Source organism: Flavobacterium potami, from assembly GCF_020026915.1.
Taxonomy (GTDB): domain Bacteria; phylum Bacteroidota; class Bacteroidia; order Flavobacteriales; family Flavobacteriaceae; genus Flavobacterium; species Flavobacterium potami.
Genome location: NZ_JAINUY010000001.1, coordinates 563,020 through 583,524, shown reverse-complemented (window position 1 = coordinate 583,524; position 20,505 = coordinate 563,020). Strand labels below are relative to the sequence as shown.

Annotated in this window: 17 protein-coding genes; 11 read left to right on the top strand and 6 right to left on the bottom strand. The window is 32.6% G+C overall.

The window, feature by feature from the left end; genetic code table 11:
• Nucleotides 1-71 precede the first annotated feature (71 nt).
• Together K6T82_RS02605 and K6T82_RS02600 are read left to right on the top strand one after the other, a co-directional pair.
• On the top strand, nucleotides 72-2,771 hold the full coding sequence (locus K6T82_RS02605; RefSeq protein ID WP_223704451.1) for a putative LPS assembly protein LptD: 2,700 nt from the start codon (nucleotides 72-74) through the stop codon (nucleotides 2,769-2,771).
• 115 nt (nucleotides 2,772-2,886) lie between these two features.
• On the top strand, nucleotides 2,887-3,267 hold the full coding sequence (locus K6T82_RS02600) for a RidA family protein (protein WP_109194182.1): 381 nt from the start codon (nucleotides 2,887-2,889) through the stop codon (nucleotides 3,265-3,267).
• Here the strand turns inward: K6T82_RS02600 and K6T82_RS02595 are convergent.
• The 5 genes from K6T82_RS02595 to K6T82_RS02575 all read right to left on the bottom strand — a co-directional run bounded on the left by K6T82_RS02595 (nucleotide 3,248) and on the right by K6T82_RS02575 (nucleotide 11,545).
• Complete coding sequence (locus tag K6T82_RS02595) at nucleotides 3,248-3,622, bottom strand: methylglyoxal synthase (protein WP_044048067.1); 375 nt, start codon at nucleotides 3,620-3,622, stop codon at nucleotides 3,248-3,250. The genes K6T82_RS02600 and K6T82_RS02595 overlap by 20 nt on opposite strands.
• A 10-nt stretch (nucleotides 3,623-3,632) precedes the next feature.
• Nucleotides 3,633-4,484, bottom strand: a complete 852-nt coding sequence (locus K6T82_RS02590) for an N-acetylglucosamine kinase (RefSeq protein WP_223704450.1) — start codon at nucleotides 4,482-4,484, stop codon at nucleotides 3,633-3,635.
• 128 nt (nucleotides 4,485-4,612) lie between these two features.
• A complete protein-coding gene (gene gap / locus K6T82_RS02585; RefSeq protein WP_223704449.1) occupies nucleotides 4,613-5,617 on the bottom strand; it encodes a type I glyceraldehyde-3-phosphate dehydrogenase in 1,005 nt (334 codons plus the stop codon).
• A 93-nt stretch (nucleotides 5,618-5,710) separates the two neighbouring features.
• Nucleotides 5,711-6,697 (bottom strand): 6-phosphofructokinase, encoded by a 987-nt coding sequence (gene pfkA / locus K6T82_RS02580; RefSeq protein WP_223704448.1) that lies wholly within the window; start codon nucleotides 6,695-6,697, stop codon nucleotides 5,711-5,713.
• Between the two features lie 309 nt (nucleotides 6,698-7,006).
• The gene (locus K6T82_RS02575) at nucleotides 7,007-11,545 is read right to left on the bottom strand and encodes a translocation/assembly module TamB domain-containing protein (protein WP_223704447.1); all 4,539 of its coding nucleotides are present in this window, start codon (nucleotides 11,543-11,545) and stop codon (nucleotides 7,007-7,009) included.
• A 193-nt stretch (nucleotides 11,546-11,738) separates the two neighbouring features.
• Between K6T82_RS02575 and tsaD the strand changes: the two genes are divergently transcribed.
• From tsaD to K6T82_RS02535, 8 genes are all read left to right on the top strand, one after another.
• Nucleotides 11,739-12,761: a tRNA (adenosine(37)-N6)-threonylcarbamoyltransferase complex transferase subunit TsaD gene (gene tsaD, locus K6T82_RS02570; RefSeq protein ID WP_223704446.1), complete on the top strand. Its 1,023-nt coding sequence runs from the start codon at nucleotides 11,739-11,741 to the stop codon at nucleotides 12,759-12,761.
• A gap of 2 nt (nucleotides 12,762-12,763) precedes the next feature.
• The gene (locus K6T82_RS02565) at nucleotides 12,764-13,468 is read left to right on the top strand and encodes a 16S rRNA (uracil(1498)-N(3))-methyltransferase (RefSeq protein ID WP_223704445.1); all 705 of its coding nucleotides are present in this window, start codon (nucleotides 12,764-12,766) and stop codon (nucleotides 13,466-13,468) included.
• A 117-nt stretch (nucleotides 13,469-13,585) separates the two neighbouring features.
• Nucleotides 13,586-14,224, top strand: a complete 639-nt coding sequence (locus tag K6T82_RS02560; protein WP_223704444.1) for a DUF4159 domain-containing protein — start codon at nucleotides 13,586-13,588, stop codon at nucleotides 14,222-14,224.
• A gap of 191 nt (nucleotides 14,225-14,415) precedes the next feature.
• Nucleotides 14,416-14,913, top strand: a complete 498-nt coding sequence (locus K6T82_RS02555) for a TrmH family RNA methyltransferase (RefSeq protein ID WP_223704443.1) — start codon at nucleotides 14,416-14,418, stop codon at nucleotides 14,911-14,913.
• Nucleotides 14,914-15,202: 289 nt separating this feature from the next.
• Nucleotides 15,203-16,162, top strand: coding sequence for a zinc metalloprotease (locus K6T82_RS02550; RefSeq protein ID WP_223704442.1), 960 nt, complete (start codon nucleotides 15,203-15,205; stop codon nucleotides 16,160-16,162).
• Nucleotides 16,163-16,269: 107 nt separating this feature from the next.
• Nucleotides 16,270-17,361 carry an AI-2E family transporter gene (locus K6T82_RS02545; protein ID WP_223704441.1) on the top strand — a complete coding sequence of 364 codons (1,092 nt, stop codon included), beginning with the start codon at nucleotides 16,270-16,272 and terminating at the stop codon, nucleotides 17,359-17,361.
• 2 nt (nucleotides 17,362-17,363) lie between these two features.
• Nucleotides 17,364-18,542 carry a THUMP-like domain-containing protein gene (locus K6T82_RS02540; protein WP_223704440.1) on the top strand — a complete coding sequence of 393 codons (1,179 nt, stop codon included), beginning with the start codon at nucleotides 17,364-17,366 and terminating at the stop codon, nucleotides 18,540-18,542.
• Between the two features lie 2 nt (nucleotides 18,543-18,544).
• A complete protein-coding gene (locus tag K6T82_RS02535) occupies nucleotides 18,545-19,117 on the top strand; it encodes a hypothetical protein (protein ID WP_223704439.1) in 573 nt (190 codons plus the stop codon).
• On the opposite strand, the gene K6T82_RS02530 is transcribed toward K6T82_RS02535, so the two are convergent.
• On the bottom strand, nucleotides 19,118-19,765 hold the full coding sequence (locus K6T82_RS02530) for a M15 family metallopeptidase (protein ID WP_223704438.1): 648 nt from the start codon (nucleotides 19,763-19,765) through the stop codon (nucleotides 19,118-19,120). It abuts the gene before it with no gap.
• 207 nt (nucleotides 19,766-19,972) lie between these two features.
• On the opposite strand from K6T82_RS02530, the gene K6T82_RS02525 reads away from it, so the two are divergent.
• Nucleotides 19,973-20,494, top strand: a complete 522-nt coding sequence (locus tag K6T82_RS02525; RefSeq protein ID WP_223704437.1) for a hypothetical protein — start codon at nucleotides 19,973-19,975, stop codon at nucleotides 20,492-20,494.
• The last annotated feature ends 11 nt before the right edge of the window (nucleotides 20,495-20,505 follow it).

Below are 20,505 nucleotides of genomic sequence, written 5' to 3'. Positions count from 1 at the left end.
TTAATTTTAATAAAAAGCAGCTGTTATAATTTTCAGAATAGATTATTTTTGCCAAAAAATTATATGTAAGTTTGACATGTCAAAAAACAAGCCATAATTTTACAAAAATAGCATTTAAACCTTTGCATACAAACTTATTTAATATCGTTTTAATATCATTTTTCCTAACAATAGGTTGTGGTAATATATATTCGCAAGAAATAAAAAACAAGAAAAAGCCTTTACCTGCTGTAAAACAAACAGATAAAGAAGCTAAACCAATAATTGATACCGTAAAGTTAGATACCGTTCGCCCTAAAAAGACTTTTTTGGATGGTAAAGTAAAATACAGAGCAAAAGATTATGCTAAAATTGATCAGAAGAGAAAACTGATTACCTTATATAATGAAGCTGAATTATACTATAAAGATGTCGAGCTAAAATCGGGTATAATTGTACTTAATTACGAAAAAGATGAAGTTTATGCAGGAAGGATCAAAGATTCTGCTGGCGTTTTAATACAATATCCAAACTTTAAACAAGGATCAAACGAAGTACAACCTGACTCGATTCGTTTTAACTTCAAAACAAAAAGAGCCTTAATTTACAATTCAAGAACCAAACAAGGTGAATTAAACATTAAAGCAGGAGTTACAAAAAAAGAAAATGATTCTGTTTATTATTTAAAAGGTGCACGTATCACCACATCTCAAGATATCGATCACCCAGAATATTACTTTCGAACAAGCAAAATAAAATTTGTACCTGGTAAAAAAATTGTTGCGGGTTTAACACAAATGGTTATCGCAGATGTTCCTACTCCAATTGCATTTCCCTACGCTTTTTTTCCTTTAAGTAAAGAAAGAAGTGTGTCTGGAATTATTGTTCCAAGTTACAACGATTCTAACACGAGAGGTTTTTCTCTGCAAAATGGTGGATACTATTTTGCTTTAAGCGACCACTATGATTTAGCTGTACTTGGAGATTATTATACCAATGGAAGTTACGCTATGCGTTTTGAATCTTCGTATGCTACAAGATATAAATATCGAGGCAACATAAACATCCGATTTGAAAATTTGATCAACAGTGAACGAGGTTATCCTGATTACAGTAAGCAAGGTATCTACAACATTCAGTGGGCTCACTCAAAAGACACAAAATCAAATCCTAACTCTACTTTCCAAGCTTCTGTTAACATGGGTAGTAGTAAATATTTCAAACAATCTATCAACCAGGCAAATATTGGATCAAATTTAAATAACACCTTAAGTTCTTCTATTTCATACAACAAAACTTTTAACACCATTCCAGGTTCTCGTATTTCGTTATCTGCAACACATATGCAAAATACGCAAACAGAAGATATCGTTATGACACTTCCGTCGTTTCAAGGAAGTATCGATCGTGTTTACCCTTTTGCTGGAAAAAATGGTATAAAAAAAGGATTGATTAAAAACATCAACTTACAATATAATGTAAGCGGGAAAAACGAGTTTAAGACAAAAGATTCTTTGTTTTTTAAGCCACAAATGTTTCGAGATGCTCAAATAGGAATGCAACATACTATTCCGCTTAGTACAAACTTTAAACTTTTCAAATACTTTAGTGCGAGTGCTTCGACCACTTATCAAGAAACTTGGGTAAATAAAACAATAAGTAAAAGTTACGATGCTTCTACTGGAAAAGCAGAACCAACACCTGTAAACGGTTTTGATTCTTTTAGGACTTATAATTTTAGCACCAATTTAGGAACAACTATCTACGGAACTTTTAATTTCGGAGAAGACAAAAAAATCCAGTCCATCAGACACGTTATGCGTCCAAGTGTAACTTATTCTTACACTCCAAGTTTTGAACGTTATTACGACACTTATGCAGTTGACGCAACGGGAAGAATCACCAATGAATACACCAGATTTGAAAACGGTTTGTTTGGAGCGCCAGGAAAAGACAATTCAAACATCGTTGGTTTTGCGTTGAGCAATACTTTTGAAGCAAAAGTAAGAGACAAGGACAGCACAAAAACAGAACCTAAAAAAATAATGCTGTTAAACAATTTAAATTTCAGCACTAGCTATAATTTCAATGCTGACGGTAAATCAACATTTGGATGGCAGCCTGTATTAGTTAGTGGAGGAACACAGTTTTTTGACAACAAAATGAACATGAACTTTGGCGCCACGTTAGATCCTTATGCCATTGACAATGGAGGTAATAAAATAGACAAATTCAACATCGATAATGGAGGAAGTTTATTTAGAATGACCAGTGCGAACGTAACTGTAAACTATTCATTCTCAAATAAAGGAACCGGCGAAAAAGACAAAAACAATCAAAGTCAGCGGAATGGTGGACGAAGTGATGACTTATTTGGTACCAATACCGACTTAAACGACAGTCGTAACAGTCAGTTTGCCAACGAACCCGAAAAAGATGATGTAATTACAGAATTTTTTAATTCTAAAATACCGTGGGACATGACTCTGGCCTATTCGTTAACCTACTCGAACATAAATAGAGAAAACAGGATATCCAACAATTCCCTAATGATTTCGATCAATACCGACATTACTCCTAAATGGAAAGGTGGGGTTTCTACTGGTTATGACTTTGTGCAAAAAGGAGTTACCTTTACTCAATTCCGTTTTGAACGAGATTTGTTAAGCTGGCGAATGGCCTTTAACTGGCAACCAATGGGAACAAATTCTAACTGGAACTTCTTTATCGGAATCAAGTCTGGTATGCTTAGTGACATTAAATGGAACAAACGAAGCGTTTCAAATAGATAATTTTTGAGTCATAAAGTCGAAAGTACGAAAGTCGAAGATTCTTCTTTTATATTACACAGAAACGCTATGGCTACTAAAAAATCAAACTTATATTTATTTCTAATAAAATTATATTATGAAAAAGATCATTTTCACAGAGAAAGCTCCGGCTCCAATCGGACCTTATAATCAAGCTGTATTATCTGGAAATACACTTTATGCTTCTGGACAAATTGCAATCAATCCTGAATCGGGAGAATTGATTACAGAAAACATCAATGACGAAACCAATCAGGTTATGAAAAACATTGCTGCAATTCTGGAAGCAGCAGGAATGACTTTTGAAAACGTTGTTAAGTCTACAATCTTCATTATGGACATGAACAACTTTGGGGCAATAAATACCGTTTATGGCTCTTATTTTAACGAAAAAACCGCTCCAGCTCGTGAAACGGTTCAAGTGGCATGTTTGCCAAAAAATGTAAATGTAGAAATCTCTATAATTGCTGTGCAATAGCATCTAATAATAATTGTGCCGTTGCTTCATTTGTTGCCAGCGGCACATTATGCACATCGCAAACACGAATCAGCATATTAATATCAGCTTCGTGCGGATGACTCGACAGAGGATCTTTGAAAAAGAAAACCATTTGCGTAATTCCTTCCGCTACTCTACCCGCTATCTGCGCATCTCCTCCTAGAGGCCCTGAAAGCATTCTTTGAGTTTTGAACCCAGCAGCTTCAGCTTTTCCTCCAGTAGTCCCTGTACCAATCAATCTTATTTTTTCATTGTGTAAAACAGCTTCATTTTTGATTAAAAAATCAATTAAATCCGCTTTTTTTCCATCATGAGCAATAATGGCAATTTCCATAAAACCAGAACTATTGATTAGCGACATGGTACGCAATTAATCCGTCAATAGGTCTTCTTAAAACATTCCCTAATTGAAGCTCATATTTATCAAAAGTTTCTTGTAATTCATCTTTCAGATAAAATGCAATAGAACCTACAAAATGAACTGGAACTTCTTTACAGTTATCGAATTGTTTAATATAATTCTTAACGAAAGATTTCATTCCTTTAAAGATAATTTTTCTGCAGAACTCTGTGTCTTTATGTTTAATTAAAAACTTAGCATAAGTTGCTAAATAAGCATTTGGGTTTGCTTCTTTATATAATTTATTTTTAATAAAATCAGGATCAACGTCGTACTCTTTTTCAAGTTCAACAGCCAATTCTTTAGGCATTTTATTAAAATAGTATTTTCTAATTAATTCTTTTCCGAAAACATTTCCACTACAATCATCCATTACGATATAACCTAATGATTGTACTTTTTGGTGCAATACTTTTCCATCAAAGTAGCTGCAGTTAGAGCCAGTTCCTAAAATAGAAACAATTGCTTCTTCTCCTTTTGGAGTTGTTGCATAAACTGCTGCATAAGTATCTTCCTGAACGTCTACAATTGCGTTAGAAAAATATTCTTGAAAAATTCTTTTCAACCACTCTTTCATTCTATCTGTACCACAACCAGCACCATAAAAGAATAAATGTGTAGCATTTTTTTTGTTTTGTAAGATATCGAAACGATCATTTAATCTTTCTATAATTTCTGGCTCGTCTAGAATCTCAGGATTTAACCCTAAAGTTTGTGTTGTGAATAATACTTTTCCATTATCATCTATTGCAATCCAATCGGCTTTAGTAGATCCACTGTCAACTATTAATTTCATTTGTTTAGTTTTTGGAATTAGGTTTTCTATATTTAATTTAAAAGTGTGTTTTTCACATTAATTATAGAGGTAACAAAATAAGAAAATCCCGTTCGACGCGTCGAACGGGATTTTGCAAATGTATATTATTATTTTAAACCTGCAATATGTACAGATAAATCAATCAATTTGCTTGAGTACCCATATTCATTATCATACCAAGAAACTAATTTGAAGAAAGTTGAATTTAATCCAATTCCTGCACCAGCATCGATGATAGAAGTTCTTTTATCAGAAATGAAATCTTGAGAAACAACTGCATCTTCAGTGTATCCTAAAACACCTTTTAATTCATTTTCAGAAGCTTTTTTCAAAACTGCCATAATTTCTTCGTAAGAAGTTTCTTTAGCAACTTTTACCGTTAAATCTACTGTAGAAACGTCAGCAGTAGGAACACGGAAAGCCATACCTGTTAATTTTCCATTTAATTCTGGAATAACTTTTCCAACCGCTTTAGCAGTACCTGTTGAAGAAGGAATGATATTGATTGCAGCAGCACGTCCACCTCTCCAGTCTTTTCTAGAAGGTCCGTCAGCTGTCATTTGAGTTGAAGTTGTAGCGTGAACAGTTGTCATTAAACCTTCAACAATTCCGAAGTTATCGTTGATTACTTTAGCTAAAGGAGCTAAACAGTTTGTAGTACAAGAAGCGTTAGAAACTACTAAATCAGAAGCTTTTGCAGATTCGTGGTTAACTCCCATTACAAACATTGGAGCATCAGCAGAAGGAGCAGAAATGATTACTTTTTTAGCACCACCTTTTAAGTGCTCACTTGCAGTTTCGATAGTTGTGAAGATTCCAGTACATTCTGCTACCACATCAACATCAACTTCGTTCCATTTTAAGTCAGCAGGATTTCTTTCTGCAGTGATACGGATATTTCTTCCGTTTACGTAAAGTTTTCCTTCTTTAACTTCTACAGTTCCGTCGAAACGACCGTGAACTGAATCATATTTCAATAAATAAGCTAAGTGATCTACATCTAATAAGTCATTGATTGCAACAACTTCTACGTTATCTCTGTTGAAAGACTCTCTAAAAACGATTCTTCCGATACGTCCAAATCCGTTTATTCCTAATTTTACTTTTGACATTTTACTAAATTTTTGCTTTTGTTTTTATTACACTATTTTCAAAGTCTAATTTCCTCACAATAAACTTCTCTTCTTTTTTAAACTTTATATAGATTATGTAGACATAATGTCTGACACTCTTAATAATTCTCTATCAATTTCTGATTTTCCTTTAATAGCCTGCTCAAGTGGTGTTAAAACTACTTTATCTTCTTTTAGACCAACCATATAATTTGATTTTCCTTCCAATAAAGATTCAACAGCTTTCATTCCTAAGCGACTAGCTAAAACACGGTCAAAACAAGATGGAGAACCACCACGTTGCATATGTCCTAGAACAGAAACTCTTACATCATATTCTGGAAGATTTGCTTCAACATAATCTTTTAATTCGAATACGTTTTTACCAATTTTATCTCCTTCGGCAATCACTACAATACTAGATGATTTTCCTGACGCTTTACTTTTTTGAAGCGAGTCTAACAAACGATCCAAACCTAAATCTTCTTCAGGAATAAGAATCTCTTCTGCTCCTGCTCCAATACCTGCATTAAGAGCAATATGTCCTGCATCTCTTCCCATAACCTCTACAAAGAAAAGACGGTTGTGCGAACTTGCAGTATCTCTAATTTTATCGATACAATCTACTACTGTATTTAAAGCTGTGTCATACCCAAGAGTAAAACTTGTACCATAAATATCGTTATCAATTGTTCCCGGAATTCCCATTACAGGAAAACCGTATTCTGAATTAAAAATCAAACCTCCGGTAAAACTTCCGTCTCCACCAATTACAACAAGAGCATCAATACCTGCTTTTAATAGGTTCTCGTGCGCTTTTTTTCTACCTTCTGGGGTTCTAAACTCAACTGAACGAGCCGATTTCAGGATCGTTCCACCTTTGTTTACAATATTATTTACACTTCGAGGTCCCATCTCTTTGAAGTCTCCTTCAATCATTCCTTGATACCCGCGATAAATTCCGATGCATTCTATATTATGATATGCACAAGTACGAACAACCGCTCGAATTGCAGCATTCATTCCAGGTGAATCTCCCCCTGAGGTAAGAACACCTACTTTTTTTATTGTTTTTGGCATTATTTAAGTATTAAAGTGTAAAATTAGCAAACATTAAGCACTTCTCAGGCTACAATTATCATAAATTAATAAAATATGTTAAATTCAAACGTTTTCGTTAATAAGTTTTTTCTATGAAAAAATTTCATTAAAAATAATAAAACGCTATTTTTTTAATTAAATCATCAAAAATAACAATACCCAAATGAAGTGTTATAAAAATCGGAATTTCTCGCTCACCTGAAAAATCTCAATAAAGTGGCTAAATTTACCACAAAAAAAACCATTATGAGAATAATGGTTTTATAAATGTCTATTTTTAACAAAGTGTTAATAATCGTTATCCGGAATTAACCCTTGATTATTGTCTTGCTGTGGTTGTTTTTGCTCTTTTTTCTTTTTCTCTTCTTCTTTTTTCCGCTTTTCCTCTTCCTCTTTAGCCTTCTTTTTGTTTTTCTCCGACTCTTTCTTGCTGGTGAAATTCATATAATCAGGATTTAAATAAGAATCCTGAAGGTCATCAGAAATTCCTTTTGGAGCTTTTTGTATTTTTTGGCTTTTAAACAATTTATTGACCAATTCACTAAAAGTATCAAAATCTACTTCATACGAAATACCGACCCCTTGTGTATATCCAATTCCTTGTCCTATATAGTTAATATCATTTTCTTTGTTGAATAATCTAAGATTCATCGTACCATCTTCATTTACACGATACAAAATTTCAATATCTCCAACAATAGCCGATTCGTTTACACCTCCAACCGGAACTCCTAATTTACCATTGATGGTAATTCGCTCATTAACCTGAGAAGAAATATTAGCCACAAACTGACCATCTACTTCCTGTCCCATTCTTCGGTCTGCTGCGATATAATTCAGGTCGATATTGACTTTATCATTATCCGATTTTATAATACCACCCAACAAACTCGAAGCCGTTTCTGTCAATGTTCCTGAAAGATCTCCCTGACTGAATCCATCAGTACTCATAAACGAACCTGTTGACAACAAATACAATGCTTGTGTCTGACGAATATCTTTATCATCTAATTTGTATTGAATTTCAGATTTCAATACATTACTTACAGATGGAAACTGAATATCAAAATTTGGTTCAGGACTTGCTAAATCTCCTCTTAATCCAATCACAACTTCTACTGGCACTTTTTTATTGAACGACGAAGTATTATCCAAAAGCACTGCCGGATTGGCCTGGGTTTTATAAACTGCTTCTAAATTCAGCTGAGCACGCATTGGGTTTCCTTCCCAAATAATTGATCCTCCTTTTTTAACCGCAAATTTTTTATCGATAAGTCCACCGTATTTAAAATTATAGGTTCCTTCGTATGCCTGGAAATCTCCCCACATATTAAATTTACCCAATGTATTAATTTTAAATAAAAGCGATCCATATCCTTTCCCTTTCATACCGTGACCGGAATTTCGATCCAAAATAACTTCCACCTCGGCGTCTGGCGTGATATCAAAATCAAATTCAAGCTCTAGTCCGTTGTAGTTTTTTGTTTTTTCTACAATTCCATTAGCCAGATTGTACTTTTCTTTTGGCGTAACAAAATGAATCCAGCTGCTCTCTCCTACACTTTGAACATTATTAATCGGGATCTTAACCTCTGTACCTTTTTCAGATTTGGCATCTACCTTTATAAACAAACCATCAACAGGACCTCTAATACTCGCTGACCCATTAATAAAAGCTGTTCCAAAATAAGCCGCATCATCGCTGTCTTTTGTATCAAGTGCTAATAAACGTTTTGAAGTGATATTTAAATCCAATTTCCAGTCTCCAAAATTTTTATGCTCAATACTTCCATTCAGCAAACCTTTTGTTCCGTATTTGGTATCGGTTAACTGATTATTTCTAAACAGAAATTTCTCGTTTGTCAAATCAATTACCGTTCGGTCACTTAATTCGTAATCCGTATTTAAGTAAGGAATTGTCATTCCTGCTTTTTCAACATACAATCTTCCGTTTATTTCTGGTTTTTTCAAATTTCCTACAACAGCCGCATTTCCAGAAACCGAACCTCTAATATTTGAAAGAACATCACCGCCAATAGTTCCTAAAGTAGCCAGATTGAATCCTTCTAGTTTCAGACTCATATCCATAATGGTTTCTTTATTTTCTATTGCAAAAGTTCCGCCTGCCCTAAACGACTCTGTAAAACCATTTTGTATAGACGAATTGACTGTGAATTTTCTAAAAGTTTCATCTCCCGAAATATCAAAATTAAGCGTACCCAATTCCGTTTTATTCAATACTAAATGATCAATCTTTATGGATGCCGTGGGCTGATAAACATTTTTATTCTGCTTATAATTAACCTTTCCATTCAAATTACCATTAAAAACAAACTTAGAATTCAAAGGTGTAATTTTATTAATATCAACATCTTCAAAATTCAGTTCGAGATCTTTATACTCGGTTCCTTTAATGACACCATTCAAATCAATTTTCTGATTTTCATGTGACAAAACGATATTATCAAAGGTGAAATTTTTAAAATACTGATCAAAAACAATCTGATTATCCTCGCCCGATTCTTCGTTTAAATACCATATATAGTCTTTAAACTTCATTTCAGATTTCTTAATTCCGACTATATTATTCTTGTTTTTATCGATAGTATGATACAAGTCGAGATTAAAGTAATCTTCTCCTTCGTTTCCACCTTTAAATTCAGAACGAACAAAAAGCGTGTCTTTAGAAGTAACATTGATTAAATTAAAGTCACGAACTTTATAATATGGAGTCTTTATGCTATCTAATTCGACATAAGCATTATAAAGCGGGTTCTTATTATCAATATTTACACGGATATTATCGAATGTATTTTTGGCCGCAGTAATTTTTTTAGATCGAAAACGAAATTTAAACTCCTGCAAATCCGAATCAATCTTTCCTCTTACAACTGTTGAAGAATCTATATTAATTTCCGGATAAAGCATCTCAACGACTTTATCATAAACGCGGAAATTGAAACGCAGAAACTGTCCTTTTTTAACTTTATAAGGCTTATAATTGGTGTACAAACTACCAATGGAATTCATAACCAATTTATCCAATTGATCAAATCTAAATTTACCCACAATTTTTCCATCTACAACATCATTTGAACTTATGGTAATGGTTCTCAATCGATCGGCATCGAAGCTTGAATTTAAATTTACCTGATCAAAAACGTAAGTCGCTTTTGGGTTTTGGTATTCTGCATCATTTATAAAAATATCTCCCTGAAGATTCTCGATAGAATTTCCAGTTAACTGAACGACCACATCTCCTTTGAAATGAGAAATTGAATCGCCAATAAATTTCAGTTTTCTTAAATCGGAATTTTCAACATTGATATGAAAATCATAACGATTTTCTCTTTTACTTAAATCCAATAAACCATCAAAACTTAAATTCAGATTTGGATCATTTATCGCAATTTGTCCTTTATAATAAGGAAGTTTAAAATTTCCGTTTACAACAATATTATTATAGGTATATTTATTATAATCTAATTTTGAAATATCTCCTTTTACAATAGTATTCAGATATTTTTCTGTAAAACCAACACCGTCAACATCTAAATTCAGACTCGTTTTCCCAAGATCTTCCCTTCCTAAAACCGCTCCCACATCAAAATTATCCAGTACAATATTTCCCGAATACGACGCCTTGTCAATAAAATCCATATTATTCATATGAAGATCGACTTTTCCGTTTCCGAGATCGGTTGCCATTTTGAAATTGGTTTCTAAAGCTGTTGTAGAAACTTTAGCCTTTCCTACTATATTAAATTTCCCAATTCTTTTAAGTTCTTTTGGAAGTTTTTTACCTAAAACTTCAGGAAGTAAAATTGCCAGATCATCATAACTAGAAAGCAGTTTATCAAACTTTGCATCCATAAAAAACTTTTGGGTTTTGCTGCCTAAAAGATTTTTAAAATTGATTGTTCCATTAATTTTTGATCCGTTGGTGTCGCTTAATCTCAATTTAGAAAGCGTTAAATCGTTTAACGGACCATTTAATTTTGTTTTGATTTTAAAATGCTGATTTTTACCCAAACCATCATAAAAATGGCGAATGTCATTTGTAGCAATTGAAGCAGAATCTAAAACCACATTAAATTTCACTTTATCTGTAAAATCAATAAAATCAGAAGGTTTATAATTTAAAATCGCAATTCCATAAAGTGAAGATCGCTTGGTTTTAACAGCAAGATTTTCGACTTTAATCTGTTTTTTGGTATAACTGAATTTCCCAGCAAAATTGGACACGTACAAACCACGATGATCCATAAATGAAAATCTGTGAATTGTCGTATTTACATTTGGACCATATAATTTGAAGTCGCTGATATAGGCATTTAACTTAGTGAAATCTAAAAACTTAGGAGTCGTTTTGTTTTCATCGACGACAGAAAATCTTCCTTTTTCGATATATGCGTTTTTTGCCGTTAAAAGAAAGTGTTTCGTTGATTTTTTCTTAGGTGTATTTTCAACTTCAAATGCTTTGATAAACTTATTAATATTGTTTTCGTCTTCGCCTTTGTACGTTTTCAAATTAAAAATCAGACCGTTGAGACGTAAATCTCCAAAAATCAAATCTCCATCTAATAACCTACTGAAACTGGCGATATCGGTTGTAATGATATCCGAATAAATAAGCGTTTGTTTGTGATGATCCAAAATCATCACATTTTTAAGTTTTACGCCACCAAAAATATTGATTGCTGTTTTTTCAACACTAATGTTTACTTTATAATCCTCATTTAAAGAATTGGTGACATAATTGGCAATCTGAGTCTGAACAACAGGTAAAGAAAGTATGATAGCAAGTGCTAATACAAGTAAAATCAACCCAAATAGGGTTCTTGATATTATTTTCTTTACTGTTTTTATAGCTGTTTTAATTTTAGTTTTCTTTTAAATTTATTTTGGACAGATAAAGAACAACTGTTTTTGATAAAAATTCTTTAATTTTGGACACTGCTTAAACCAAACGATACTATCATTTGGTTTGTCAAATATAATTCAAAATTTGTGCCTTTATATGCAAAATCCAGAGGTTTTTATTCTAGCCATCGAAAGTTCATGCGATGATACTGCTGCCGCGGTTTTACATAACGACAAAGTATTGTCAAATGTTGTAGCCAATCAATTAATTCATAATCAATACGGCGGTGTTGTTCCTGAATTGGCTTCTCGAGCACATCAGCAGAATATTGTACCCGTTATAGACGCTGCACTTCGCAAAGCAAATGTACAAAAAGAACAGTTAAGCGCAATCGCATTTACGCAAGGTCCAGGTTTAATGGGTTCTCTATTGGTTGGAACTTCTTTCAGCAAATCATTATCATTGGCTTTAAAAGTGCCTTTAATCGCTGTAAATCATATGCATGCGCACATTTTGGCTCATTTTATTGATGAAGAAGGATACGACAAACCAGAATTTCCATTTTTAGCCTTAACAATAAGCGGCGGACATACTCAAATCGTAAAAGTGAATAGCTTTTTTGATATGGAAATAATTGGAGAAACAACCGATGATGCTGTAGGTGAAGCATTTGACAAAAGCGCCAAAATTCTCGGACTTCCTTATCCGGGCGGGCCTTTGATTGATAAATATGCAAAAGAAGGAAATCCGAAAGCTTTTGCTTTTACAAAACCAAAAGTTCCTGGACTTGATTTTAGTTTCTCTGGATTAAAAACGGCCATTTTGTATTTCATTCAAAAAAACAAACAGGAAAATCCGAATTTTATTGAAGAAAACCTGAATGATATTTGTGCTTCTATCCAGCATACTATTATCGAAATCTTAATGGATAAAATAAAACTAGCGGTTAAAGAGACCGGAATCACTCAAATCGCTATTGGTGGCGGAGTTTCTGCAAATTCTGGAATTAGAAATACATTGAAAGAAACAGAAAGCAAATACGGCTGGAAAACTTTCATTCCTAAATTCGAATATACAACAGATAATGCTGCAATGATCGGAATTGTAGGCTATCAAAAGTACTTATCAAATCGTTTTGAAACTTCTGCAGTGGTTTCTAAAGCAAGAATTCAATTTTAATCATGCAGTTATTTTTTAATCCGAATATAGACGAAACAACACAAAGTTTTTCTTTTGACAAAGAGGAAAGTCGTCACATTATAAAAGTTTTGCGAAAAAAAGATTCAGACATCCTTCACGTTACAAACGGTTCGGGATTATTGTTTGAAACACAAATTACGCTAGCTTCCGACAATAAATGTACGGTTGAAGTGATTTCGATAACCAATGCAGAAAAACCTAAATTTCATTTACATTTAGCCGTTGCGCCAACCAAAATGAATGATCGTTTTGAGTGGTTTCTAGAAAAAGCAACTGAAATCGGTATTCAAGAAATAACTCCTATTTTCTGCGATCGTTCTGAACGAAAAGTAATAAACCGCGATCGTTTTGAAAAAATCATTCTTTCAGCAATGAAACAATGCAATGAAACTTTTCTACCCAAATTAAACGAGGCAATTTCGTTTAAAGAATTTATTAAACAACAAAATAAAGGTTTGCAATTAATTGCACATTGCGAAGAAACCGATAAAAAATCATTAAAAGAGGTTTTAAAACCAAATGAAGACGTAACAATTTTAATTGGTCCAGAAGGCGATTTTTCTGAAAAAGAAATTGCATTGGCTTTAGAAAACAATTACAAGCCTGTAACTTTAGGAAATACACGTTTAAGAACAGAAACAGCCGCTGTTGTGGCTTGTCATAGTGTTGTTTTCTTTAATGAATAAATAATTTGTCATTTCGCTGAAGGAGAAATCACACTCGATTTGACAAAGATTGGCGACAAACTATGAGGAGTTTCTAGTGTGATTTCTCCTTCGTCGAAATGACAAAACAAACAATAAATGAAAAAATTATTTTACTTCTTATTATTTATTTCTGTTTCTTCCTATTCTCAGGAAATCGCTTTGCTTAAATACAGCGGCGGCGGCGATTGGTATGCCAACCCGACTTCTTTGCCGAATCTAATTAGTTTTTGTAATGCTAATATCAGTACGCGCATCAATAATAAACCGTCAACTGTCGAGCCTAGCAATCCAGATTTACTTTCCTATCCGTTTGTGCACATGACAGGTCATGGAAATGTAGTTTTCAGTGATGCAGATGTTACTAATTTGAGAAATTATTTAACCGGAGGTGGTTTTCTTCATATTGATGATAATTACGGAATGGATCAATTTATTCGAAAAGAGATTAAAAAGATATTTCCAAATAATAGTTTAGTTGAAATTCCGGCAAATCATGCCATTTTTCAGAAACCATTTCCCTTTCCAAACGGATTACCAAAAATTCACGAACATGACGGAACTCGTCCGCAGGCATTTGGAATTTTCATCGATAACAAATTGGTTTTACTCTACACTTACGAATGTGATTTAGGCGACGGCTGGGAAGACGCCGAAGTACATAATGATCCGGCAAACGTAAGAGACAAAGCCCTAAAAATGGGTGCTAACATTATCAATTATATTTTTACTAATTAGTCGTATAAATGATTAGTAACTATTTACTAGTGATTAGTAACTAGTTATTAGTAATTAGCTATTCATCTATTAAAAAAAGTAAAAACAACTCTCAATACTATTCACTATTCACTAATTACTATTCACTAATTACTATTCACTAATTACTATTCACTAATTACTACTCACTAATTACAACTCACTAACAAAAAATGCAGCTTACTCACGAAGAAAATCAATTTGAAAGAAAAACATTTCCCATTACTTTGGTTTGTGACCACATTTACTTTCAGCAAAATATTGGTTCTTTATTTAGAATTTCTGAAGCTTTCGGAGTTGAAAATATCATCTTTTTTGGAAAAGATATTCCACTGACACCACGTAAAATCAATAAAACTTCCCGAAGCACACATCTTCATGTTGCTCATTCTGTAATTGAAGATTTCAATGAACTTCAATCTTTTCTTTTAGATAATGATTTCGAAATTATCTCCTTGGAAATCGCATCCAACAGCAAACCTTTGAAAGAAGTTAACATTCCGCAAAATAAAAAAATCGCGCTTTTAATCGGCAGCGAAATAAATGGGATTTCCGATGAACTTCTTAAACTTTCCCACCAAATTGTACACATCAATATGTTTGGCAAAAATAGCAGTATGAATGTGGTTCAGGCTGCCAGTATTGCACTATATGAAATTACTTCTTTGTAGAATATTTTTGCCTTTTTTGTTAATTTTTAGCTGGAATTCAAAATTATAAATCCAAACAAAAATCGATAAAGTGCAAAAAATCAAGACAAAATGCACCAATAAAAACAAAAAGAAAGAAATAACTTATTAATATTTTTAAGTGTGTTTTTGTAAGAATCAACAACTGTAAGGGTTGGTTAAAATTCTCACAAAAAATATATCATAATATTTTGCTGACAAAACGTTTTGTTATAAAATTGCGTAATTATTCAACCAAATAATATTTTTATAACAAAAAACCCAAATTATTATGAAAAAAGTTATTATTACCACATTTGCGGCTTTAATGCTGTTTGCTTGTCAAAACGAACAATCTGAATCTACAAATCCAGAAACAGCAATTGCTTCTCGACGCGGATGCGCAACACAAGAAGTTTTAGAAGCACAACTTAAAGCTGATCCGATGCTGGCTATTAGAATGAATGAAATTGAAACTTTTACTGCAAAACACGGTGGCTCAAATTTTACAGGTCGTTTGGTAAATGGCAAAATTGAAATTCCAATTGTAGTGAATGTTCTTGACAGAACGGCTGCACAAAATATTTCAGACGCTCAAATTCAATCTCAAATCGATGTATTAAACAAAGATTTCAATGCTTTAAACTCTGATTACAATAATGTACCAGCATTATTTTCAGGAGTTAAAGCTAACGTTGGAATTACCTTTAAGCTAGATCAAATCATTAGAAAATCGACTACCAAAACTTCTTGGGGAACTAATGATGCGATGAAAAAAACTGCTCAGGGCGGTATTGCACCAACATCTCCAACAACAAAACTAAACCTTTGGTCTTGTAGTATTGGTGGAGGAATATTAGGTTATGCACAATTTCCTGGCGGAGCTTCTTCTACAGACGGGGTTGTTATCGATTCTCGTTATTTCGGATTGTCTGGTGCTGCAAATGCTCCATTCAACTTAGGAAGAACAGGAACTCACGAAGTTGGTCACTGGATGAACTTACGCCACATTTGGGGAGATGCAACTTGCGGAAGCGACTTAGTTGCCGATACCCCAACTCACAATGAAGAAAACTATGGTGTACCTGCATATCCTCATTACAGTACATGTTCTGGAAACCCTGTAGAAATGACTATGAACTACATGGACTATGTTGATGATGCAGCGATGTACATGTTTTCAACTGGACAAAAAAACAGAATTGCAGCAATTTTTACATCTGGAGGTGCTAGAGCTGCATTTGCACAATAATTGCTAACAAAATAGTATAGAAAGCGAGATGAAATTCATCTCGCTTTTTTTGTTTAAGTCTGGATTTTAAAATGCTTTTTCCTATATTTATATTCTAAATTTTAAACATGATCACGTCAAAAACTATTTCTAACGGAATTTTAAGAGCTTTAGCAACTATCTTAATAATTGGCATCGTTTTATATTTTTTATATAGCATACAAACCGTAATTGTTTACTTATGTGTTTCTCTGCTTTTATGCCTGCTTGCAAATCCGCTAATTTTATTTTTAAAGAACAAACTAAAATTCAGCAATTCAATGGCGGCCTCAACTACCATTATCTTTTTTATTTTTCTAATCGTAGGTTTTATTCTGCTTTTTGTTCCTTTAATTATTTCACAAGCAAATAATTTAGCCTTGTTAGATACAGCTCATCTGCAGTCTAAATTCATGGAAACAGAAAAACATCTGGAAGAATATTTCAACATTCAGCATATTGATTTAAATAAAGTCATAAAAGATTCTAAACTAACTTCAGTATTGGATTTTAGTTATTTTACGGGATTTATTAATTCGATCATCAATTTCATGGCCGATATGGGAATGGGATTGGTATCTGTATTTTTTATTACTTTCTTTTTTATTAAAGATCAGGCCATTTTTAAAGATCAGGCAAGAAGAATTCTTCCTGATTCTAATGAAGATAAAATATTGAATTCGATTACTAAAATCAACCATTTATTGACCCGATATTTCGTTGGTTTATTATTACAATTAATCGTGGTGTTTGTTCTTTATCTTATCGTTTTATTGATTTTTGGAAATAAAAATGCTTTTGTAATTGCTTTTTTATGTGCCATTCTAAACATTATACCTTATTTAGGACCAATTATCGGAACGACTTTGGCTGCTATTTTAACCATGATCAGCATGATTGGAATGGATTTTCAATCTGAAATTCTTCCAAAGACCATTTACGTAGTTATAGGATTTTTGTTGGTTCAGGCAATTGACAACAACATCAGTCAGCCGATAATTTCATCAAAAAGTGTAAATTCGCATCCGTTAGAAATCTTCTTGATTATCTTAATCAGTGGTATCACATTTGGAATAGTAGGTATGATTATCGCTGTTCCGGCTTTTACAATGATTAAAGTAATTTTAAAAGAATTTTTTCCTGACAACAAAATTGTCTCCGTATTAACCGAAAGAATTTAGCATTGAACACATCCATTTTGCATCCAGATATTCAGCAATTTATTATTCAGAATACGGGCGCAGACATTACAAAACTGGCGCTTCAGAAAAATCCTTTTCCAGAAGTGGAATGGGTTTTTATTTTAAATCAAATTGAAGCACGTTCAAAAGCAAAAGAAAAACTTCCTACCTGGTTTAACGCTCAGAATATTATCTATCCCAGTAAGATTTCTGTTGAACAAACTTCATCAGAAAAAACTGCGGCTTATAAAGCTGGTCTGATTTCTGGTGAAACTTTAATTGATTTAACTGGCGGTTTTGGTGTAGATGATTATTATTTTTCGAAAAAATTCAAATCGATTACACATTGTGAGATTAATGAAGAATTATCTTCAATTGTTTCGCATAATTTCAAACAATTAGAAGTTGAGAATTGTACTTTTTTTTCAGGAGATTCCATTCATTTTTTAGAAGAAACCACTCAGAAATTTGATTGGATTTACATTGATCCTTCGAGAAGAAATGATGCAAAGGGAAAAGTTTTTATGCTGAAAGACTGTCTTCCTAATGTTCCTGAATTACTGGATTTTTATTTTGAAAAAGCAGATTCTGTTCTAATTAAAACGGCTCCCTTATTAGACATTTCAGCTGGATTATCAGAATTAAAAAACGTAAAAAACATTCACGTTATTGCACTTGAAAATGAAGTTAAAGAATTGCTTTTTGAAATTCATAAAAATTATTCTGGCGAGATCACTTTAAAAACAATCAATATATTAAAAGAAAAAACAGAAACTTTCGAATTTATTTTAGGAGAAGAATCATTCGCTATTTATGATCTTCCTAAGCAATATCTGTATGAACCAAATTCGGCAATTATGAAATCGGGAGGTTTTGACGAGATTAGTTCGGCCTTTAAAATTGATAAATTACACAAGCATTCGCACTTGTACACTTCTGAAGCTTTAATCGATTTTCCGGGTAGAAAATTTGAAGTAAAAAAAGTGATTTCATACGGCAAAAACGACATGAAAAATGAACTCGCTAATCAGCAGGCGAATATTACAACCCGAAACTTTCCGGAAACAGTTGAAAACATTAGAAAAAAGTGGAAAATAAAAAATGGAGGTAATTTGTATTGTTTTTTTACAACAGATGTAAAAGATAACAAAATAGTTTTAATTTGCACGAAAATAATCTAAACATGAAACAACTAATTACCCTAACACTTTTTTTATTAACCATTACCACATTTGCCCAAAAACAAAAACCATGTGAATATAGTGTAAATGTAAACGACTCTATCGGTTCTTATAAAGTAACCAACGAATATTTAATGAGTGAAAAATACTTTGGAGGAAACTTCGATTATATTTTCTTTTCTCTGGCTCAGACGGATGGTTTGCCAACACTGAATCTTCAATCGATTCAAAAAAGTAAAGATTTTATTAAAGCGAATTGTTTTGATAAAAATTCAAAAATATTCCTTCAGTTGGAAAATGGAAAAATTGTTACTTTAATCCATATCAATCAGGAAAGCTGCGGAACATTGGTGCGTGACGACAAAGGATTTGATAATCGCGTGAATACCGGAATTTTCATGTTTATGAAAGACAACTATGAAGAATTGAAAAAATCTCCAATTTCGATTATGCGAATTAAGTACTTGACCAACATTGAAGATTATATCATCAAACGCGAACTTAAATCAGAGTTAACTGGCAAGGTTACAAATCCAAATACTTATTTCATGGACAATATAAGATGCGTTGAATAATCAATCGCATTTCCATTTTTCGTTGGCAACTTTATCTTTTAAACCTGTTTTTAAATTATAATGCCACCATTCCGAATCAAATGAATTAAAGCCATTTTTAATCATGGTGTTTTTCAAATAAGCTCTTTTTGATAGAATTTCTTTTGAAAGCTGTTTGAAATTATGACTCGCCTGAATTCCGAAAAAATCAAAAGAAGTTCCCATATCTACTTCTTTTCCAGTTATATCAACCAAAGAAATATCTACGGCTCCTCCTCTATTATGGATGGAGCCTTTTTTTGGATCTGCCACATATTCTGGATTCGAAACAATCTCCCACATCTTTTTCTGAATATCCAAAGGTCTGTAGCAATCGTATAATTTAATTCTGTAGCCTTTTTTCAAAAAATCTTTGTTAGCTGCAATTAAGGCTTTTACTGTCTTTAATCGAAGCATACATTCTGCACAATCGTACACCTTTGCTTTAAGAAAATTATCTTCGGTAGCATATTTCATATCATAGATAAAATCATTGCTGTAATCTCTCAGTTTTACAAAAGTGGTATCAGAAATCTGTTTAGAAGATTCACTCGTATAAACTTCATTTTGAGCATTTACTGAAGAAATACATAAAAGAAAAAACAGTAGAAATTTTGAAAAACTATTCATTGTGATGTATGATTTAAAAAATTGAAGTTAATTAAAAAAATGCAAACCTACCTGTTTTTATAATTTGTTCTTTTCTTTTAAAAGTTTCCATTTTCAGATTATAACGTCCTAAATTCCTTTCAAAACAAACAATATTTTAATATCTTTATGAGGATTAGATCATTAAGACTTTATAATTTCATTTATTAATTCCAAAAATCAATCGTTATGAATTTCAAAATAAAATATATTTCATTTGTAATTTTAAGCAGTCTTCTCTTTTTTTCCTGCAAAAAAGAAATTATCAAAAGTGTCCCAACAACAGATTCTACTTCTATAAAAACAGAAGCTTTACAGACTGACAGTACCGTTTTGAATCCAACTGATTCGCTATATACTTTAGTCGATAAAAGCGTTATTGGAACGCAGTTTTTAACCAAAAGCAGTTTGACACCAAGATTAAAAACTTTATTAGCTGCAGATTACGATGAGATGGTTAAAAATTGGAATACAGAAACCCCTTTTGAAAAACAAGAAAATATACTGCATGCATGGGGCTGCAAACAACACGACTGCAATTCGTACTCTTATGATCTTTTTATAGATGTAAAAAACAACAAGATCAATGTTTATAAATTTGCGAAATCTAAATTGACTATTTTTAAAGAAGATAATTTTACTATTGAAATAAAAGATAATCTTCTGAAAGATTTGAATATTAAAAAGAAAAATGCGGATATAAAAGAGTAACAAAAAAAGCG

What these genes read in the sequence shown, in the direction of transcription:
- K6T82_RS02600 (WP_109194182.1), top strand. Translation starts at nt 2,887, where the DNA reads ATGAAAAAGATCATTTTCACAGAGAAAGCTCCGGCTCCAATCGGACCT.
- K6T82_RS02595 (WP_044048067.1), bottom strand. Translation starts at nt 3,622, where the DNA reads ATGGAAATTGCCATTATTGCTCATGATGGAAAAAAAGCGGATTTAATT.
- K6T82_RS02590 (WP_223704450.1), bottom strand. Translation starts at nt 4,484, where the DNA reads ATGAAATTAATAGTTGACAGTGGATCTACTAAAGCCGATTGGATTGCA.
- gap (WP_223704449.1), bottom strand. Translation starts at nt 5,617, where the DNA reads ATGTCAAAAGTAAAATTAGGAATAAACGGATTTGGACGTATCGGAAGA.
- pfkA (WP_223704448.1), bottom strand. Translation starts at nt 6,697, where the DNA reads ATGCCAAAAACAATAAAAAAAGTAGGTGTTCTTACCTCAGGGGGAGAT.
- tsaD (WP_223704446.1), top strand. Translation starts at nt 11,739, where the DNA reads ATGCAAAATCCAGAGGTTTTTATTCTAGCCATCGAAAGTTCATGCGAT.
- K6T82_RS02565 (WP_223704445.1), top strand. Translation starts at nt 12,764, where the DNA reads ATGCAGTTATTTTTTAATCCGAATATAGACGAAACAACACAAAGTTTT.
- K6T82_RS02560 (WP_223704444.1), top strand. Translation starts at nt 13,586, where the DNA reads ATGAAAAAATTATTTTACTTCTTATTATTTATTTCTGTTTCTTCCTAT.
- K6T82_RS02555 (WP_223704443.1), top strand. Translation starts at nt 14,416, where the DNA reads ATGCAGCTTACTCACGAAGAAAATCAATTTGAAAGAAAAACATTTCCC.
- K6T82_RS02550 (WP_223704442.1), top strand. Translation starts at nt 15,203, where the DNA reads ATGAAAAAAGTTATTATTACCACATTTGCGGCTTTAATGCTGTTTGCT.
- K6T82_RS02545 (WP_223704441.1), top strand. Translation starts at nt 16,270, where the DNA reads ATGATCACGTCAAAAACTATTTCTAACGGAATTTTAAGAGCTTTAGCA.
- K6T82_RS02535 (WP_223704439.1), top strand. Translation starts at nt 18,545, where the DNA reads ATGAAACAACTAATTACCCTAACACTTTTTTTATTAACCATTACCACA.
- K6T82_RS02530 (WP_223704438.1), bottom strand. Translation starts at nt 19,765, where the DNA reads ATGAATAGTTTTTCAAAATTTCTACTGTTTTTTCTTTTATGTATTTCT.
- K6T82_RS02525 (WP_223704437.1), top strand. Translation starts at nt 19,973, where the DNA reads ATGAATTTCAAAATAAAATATATTTCATTTGTAATTTTAAGCAGTCTT.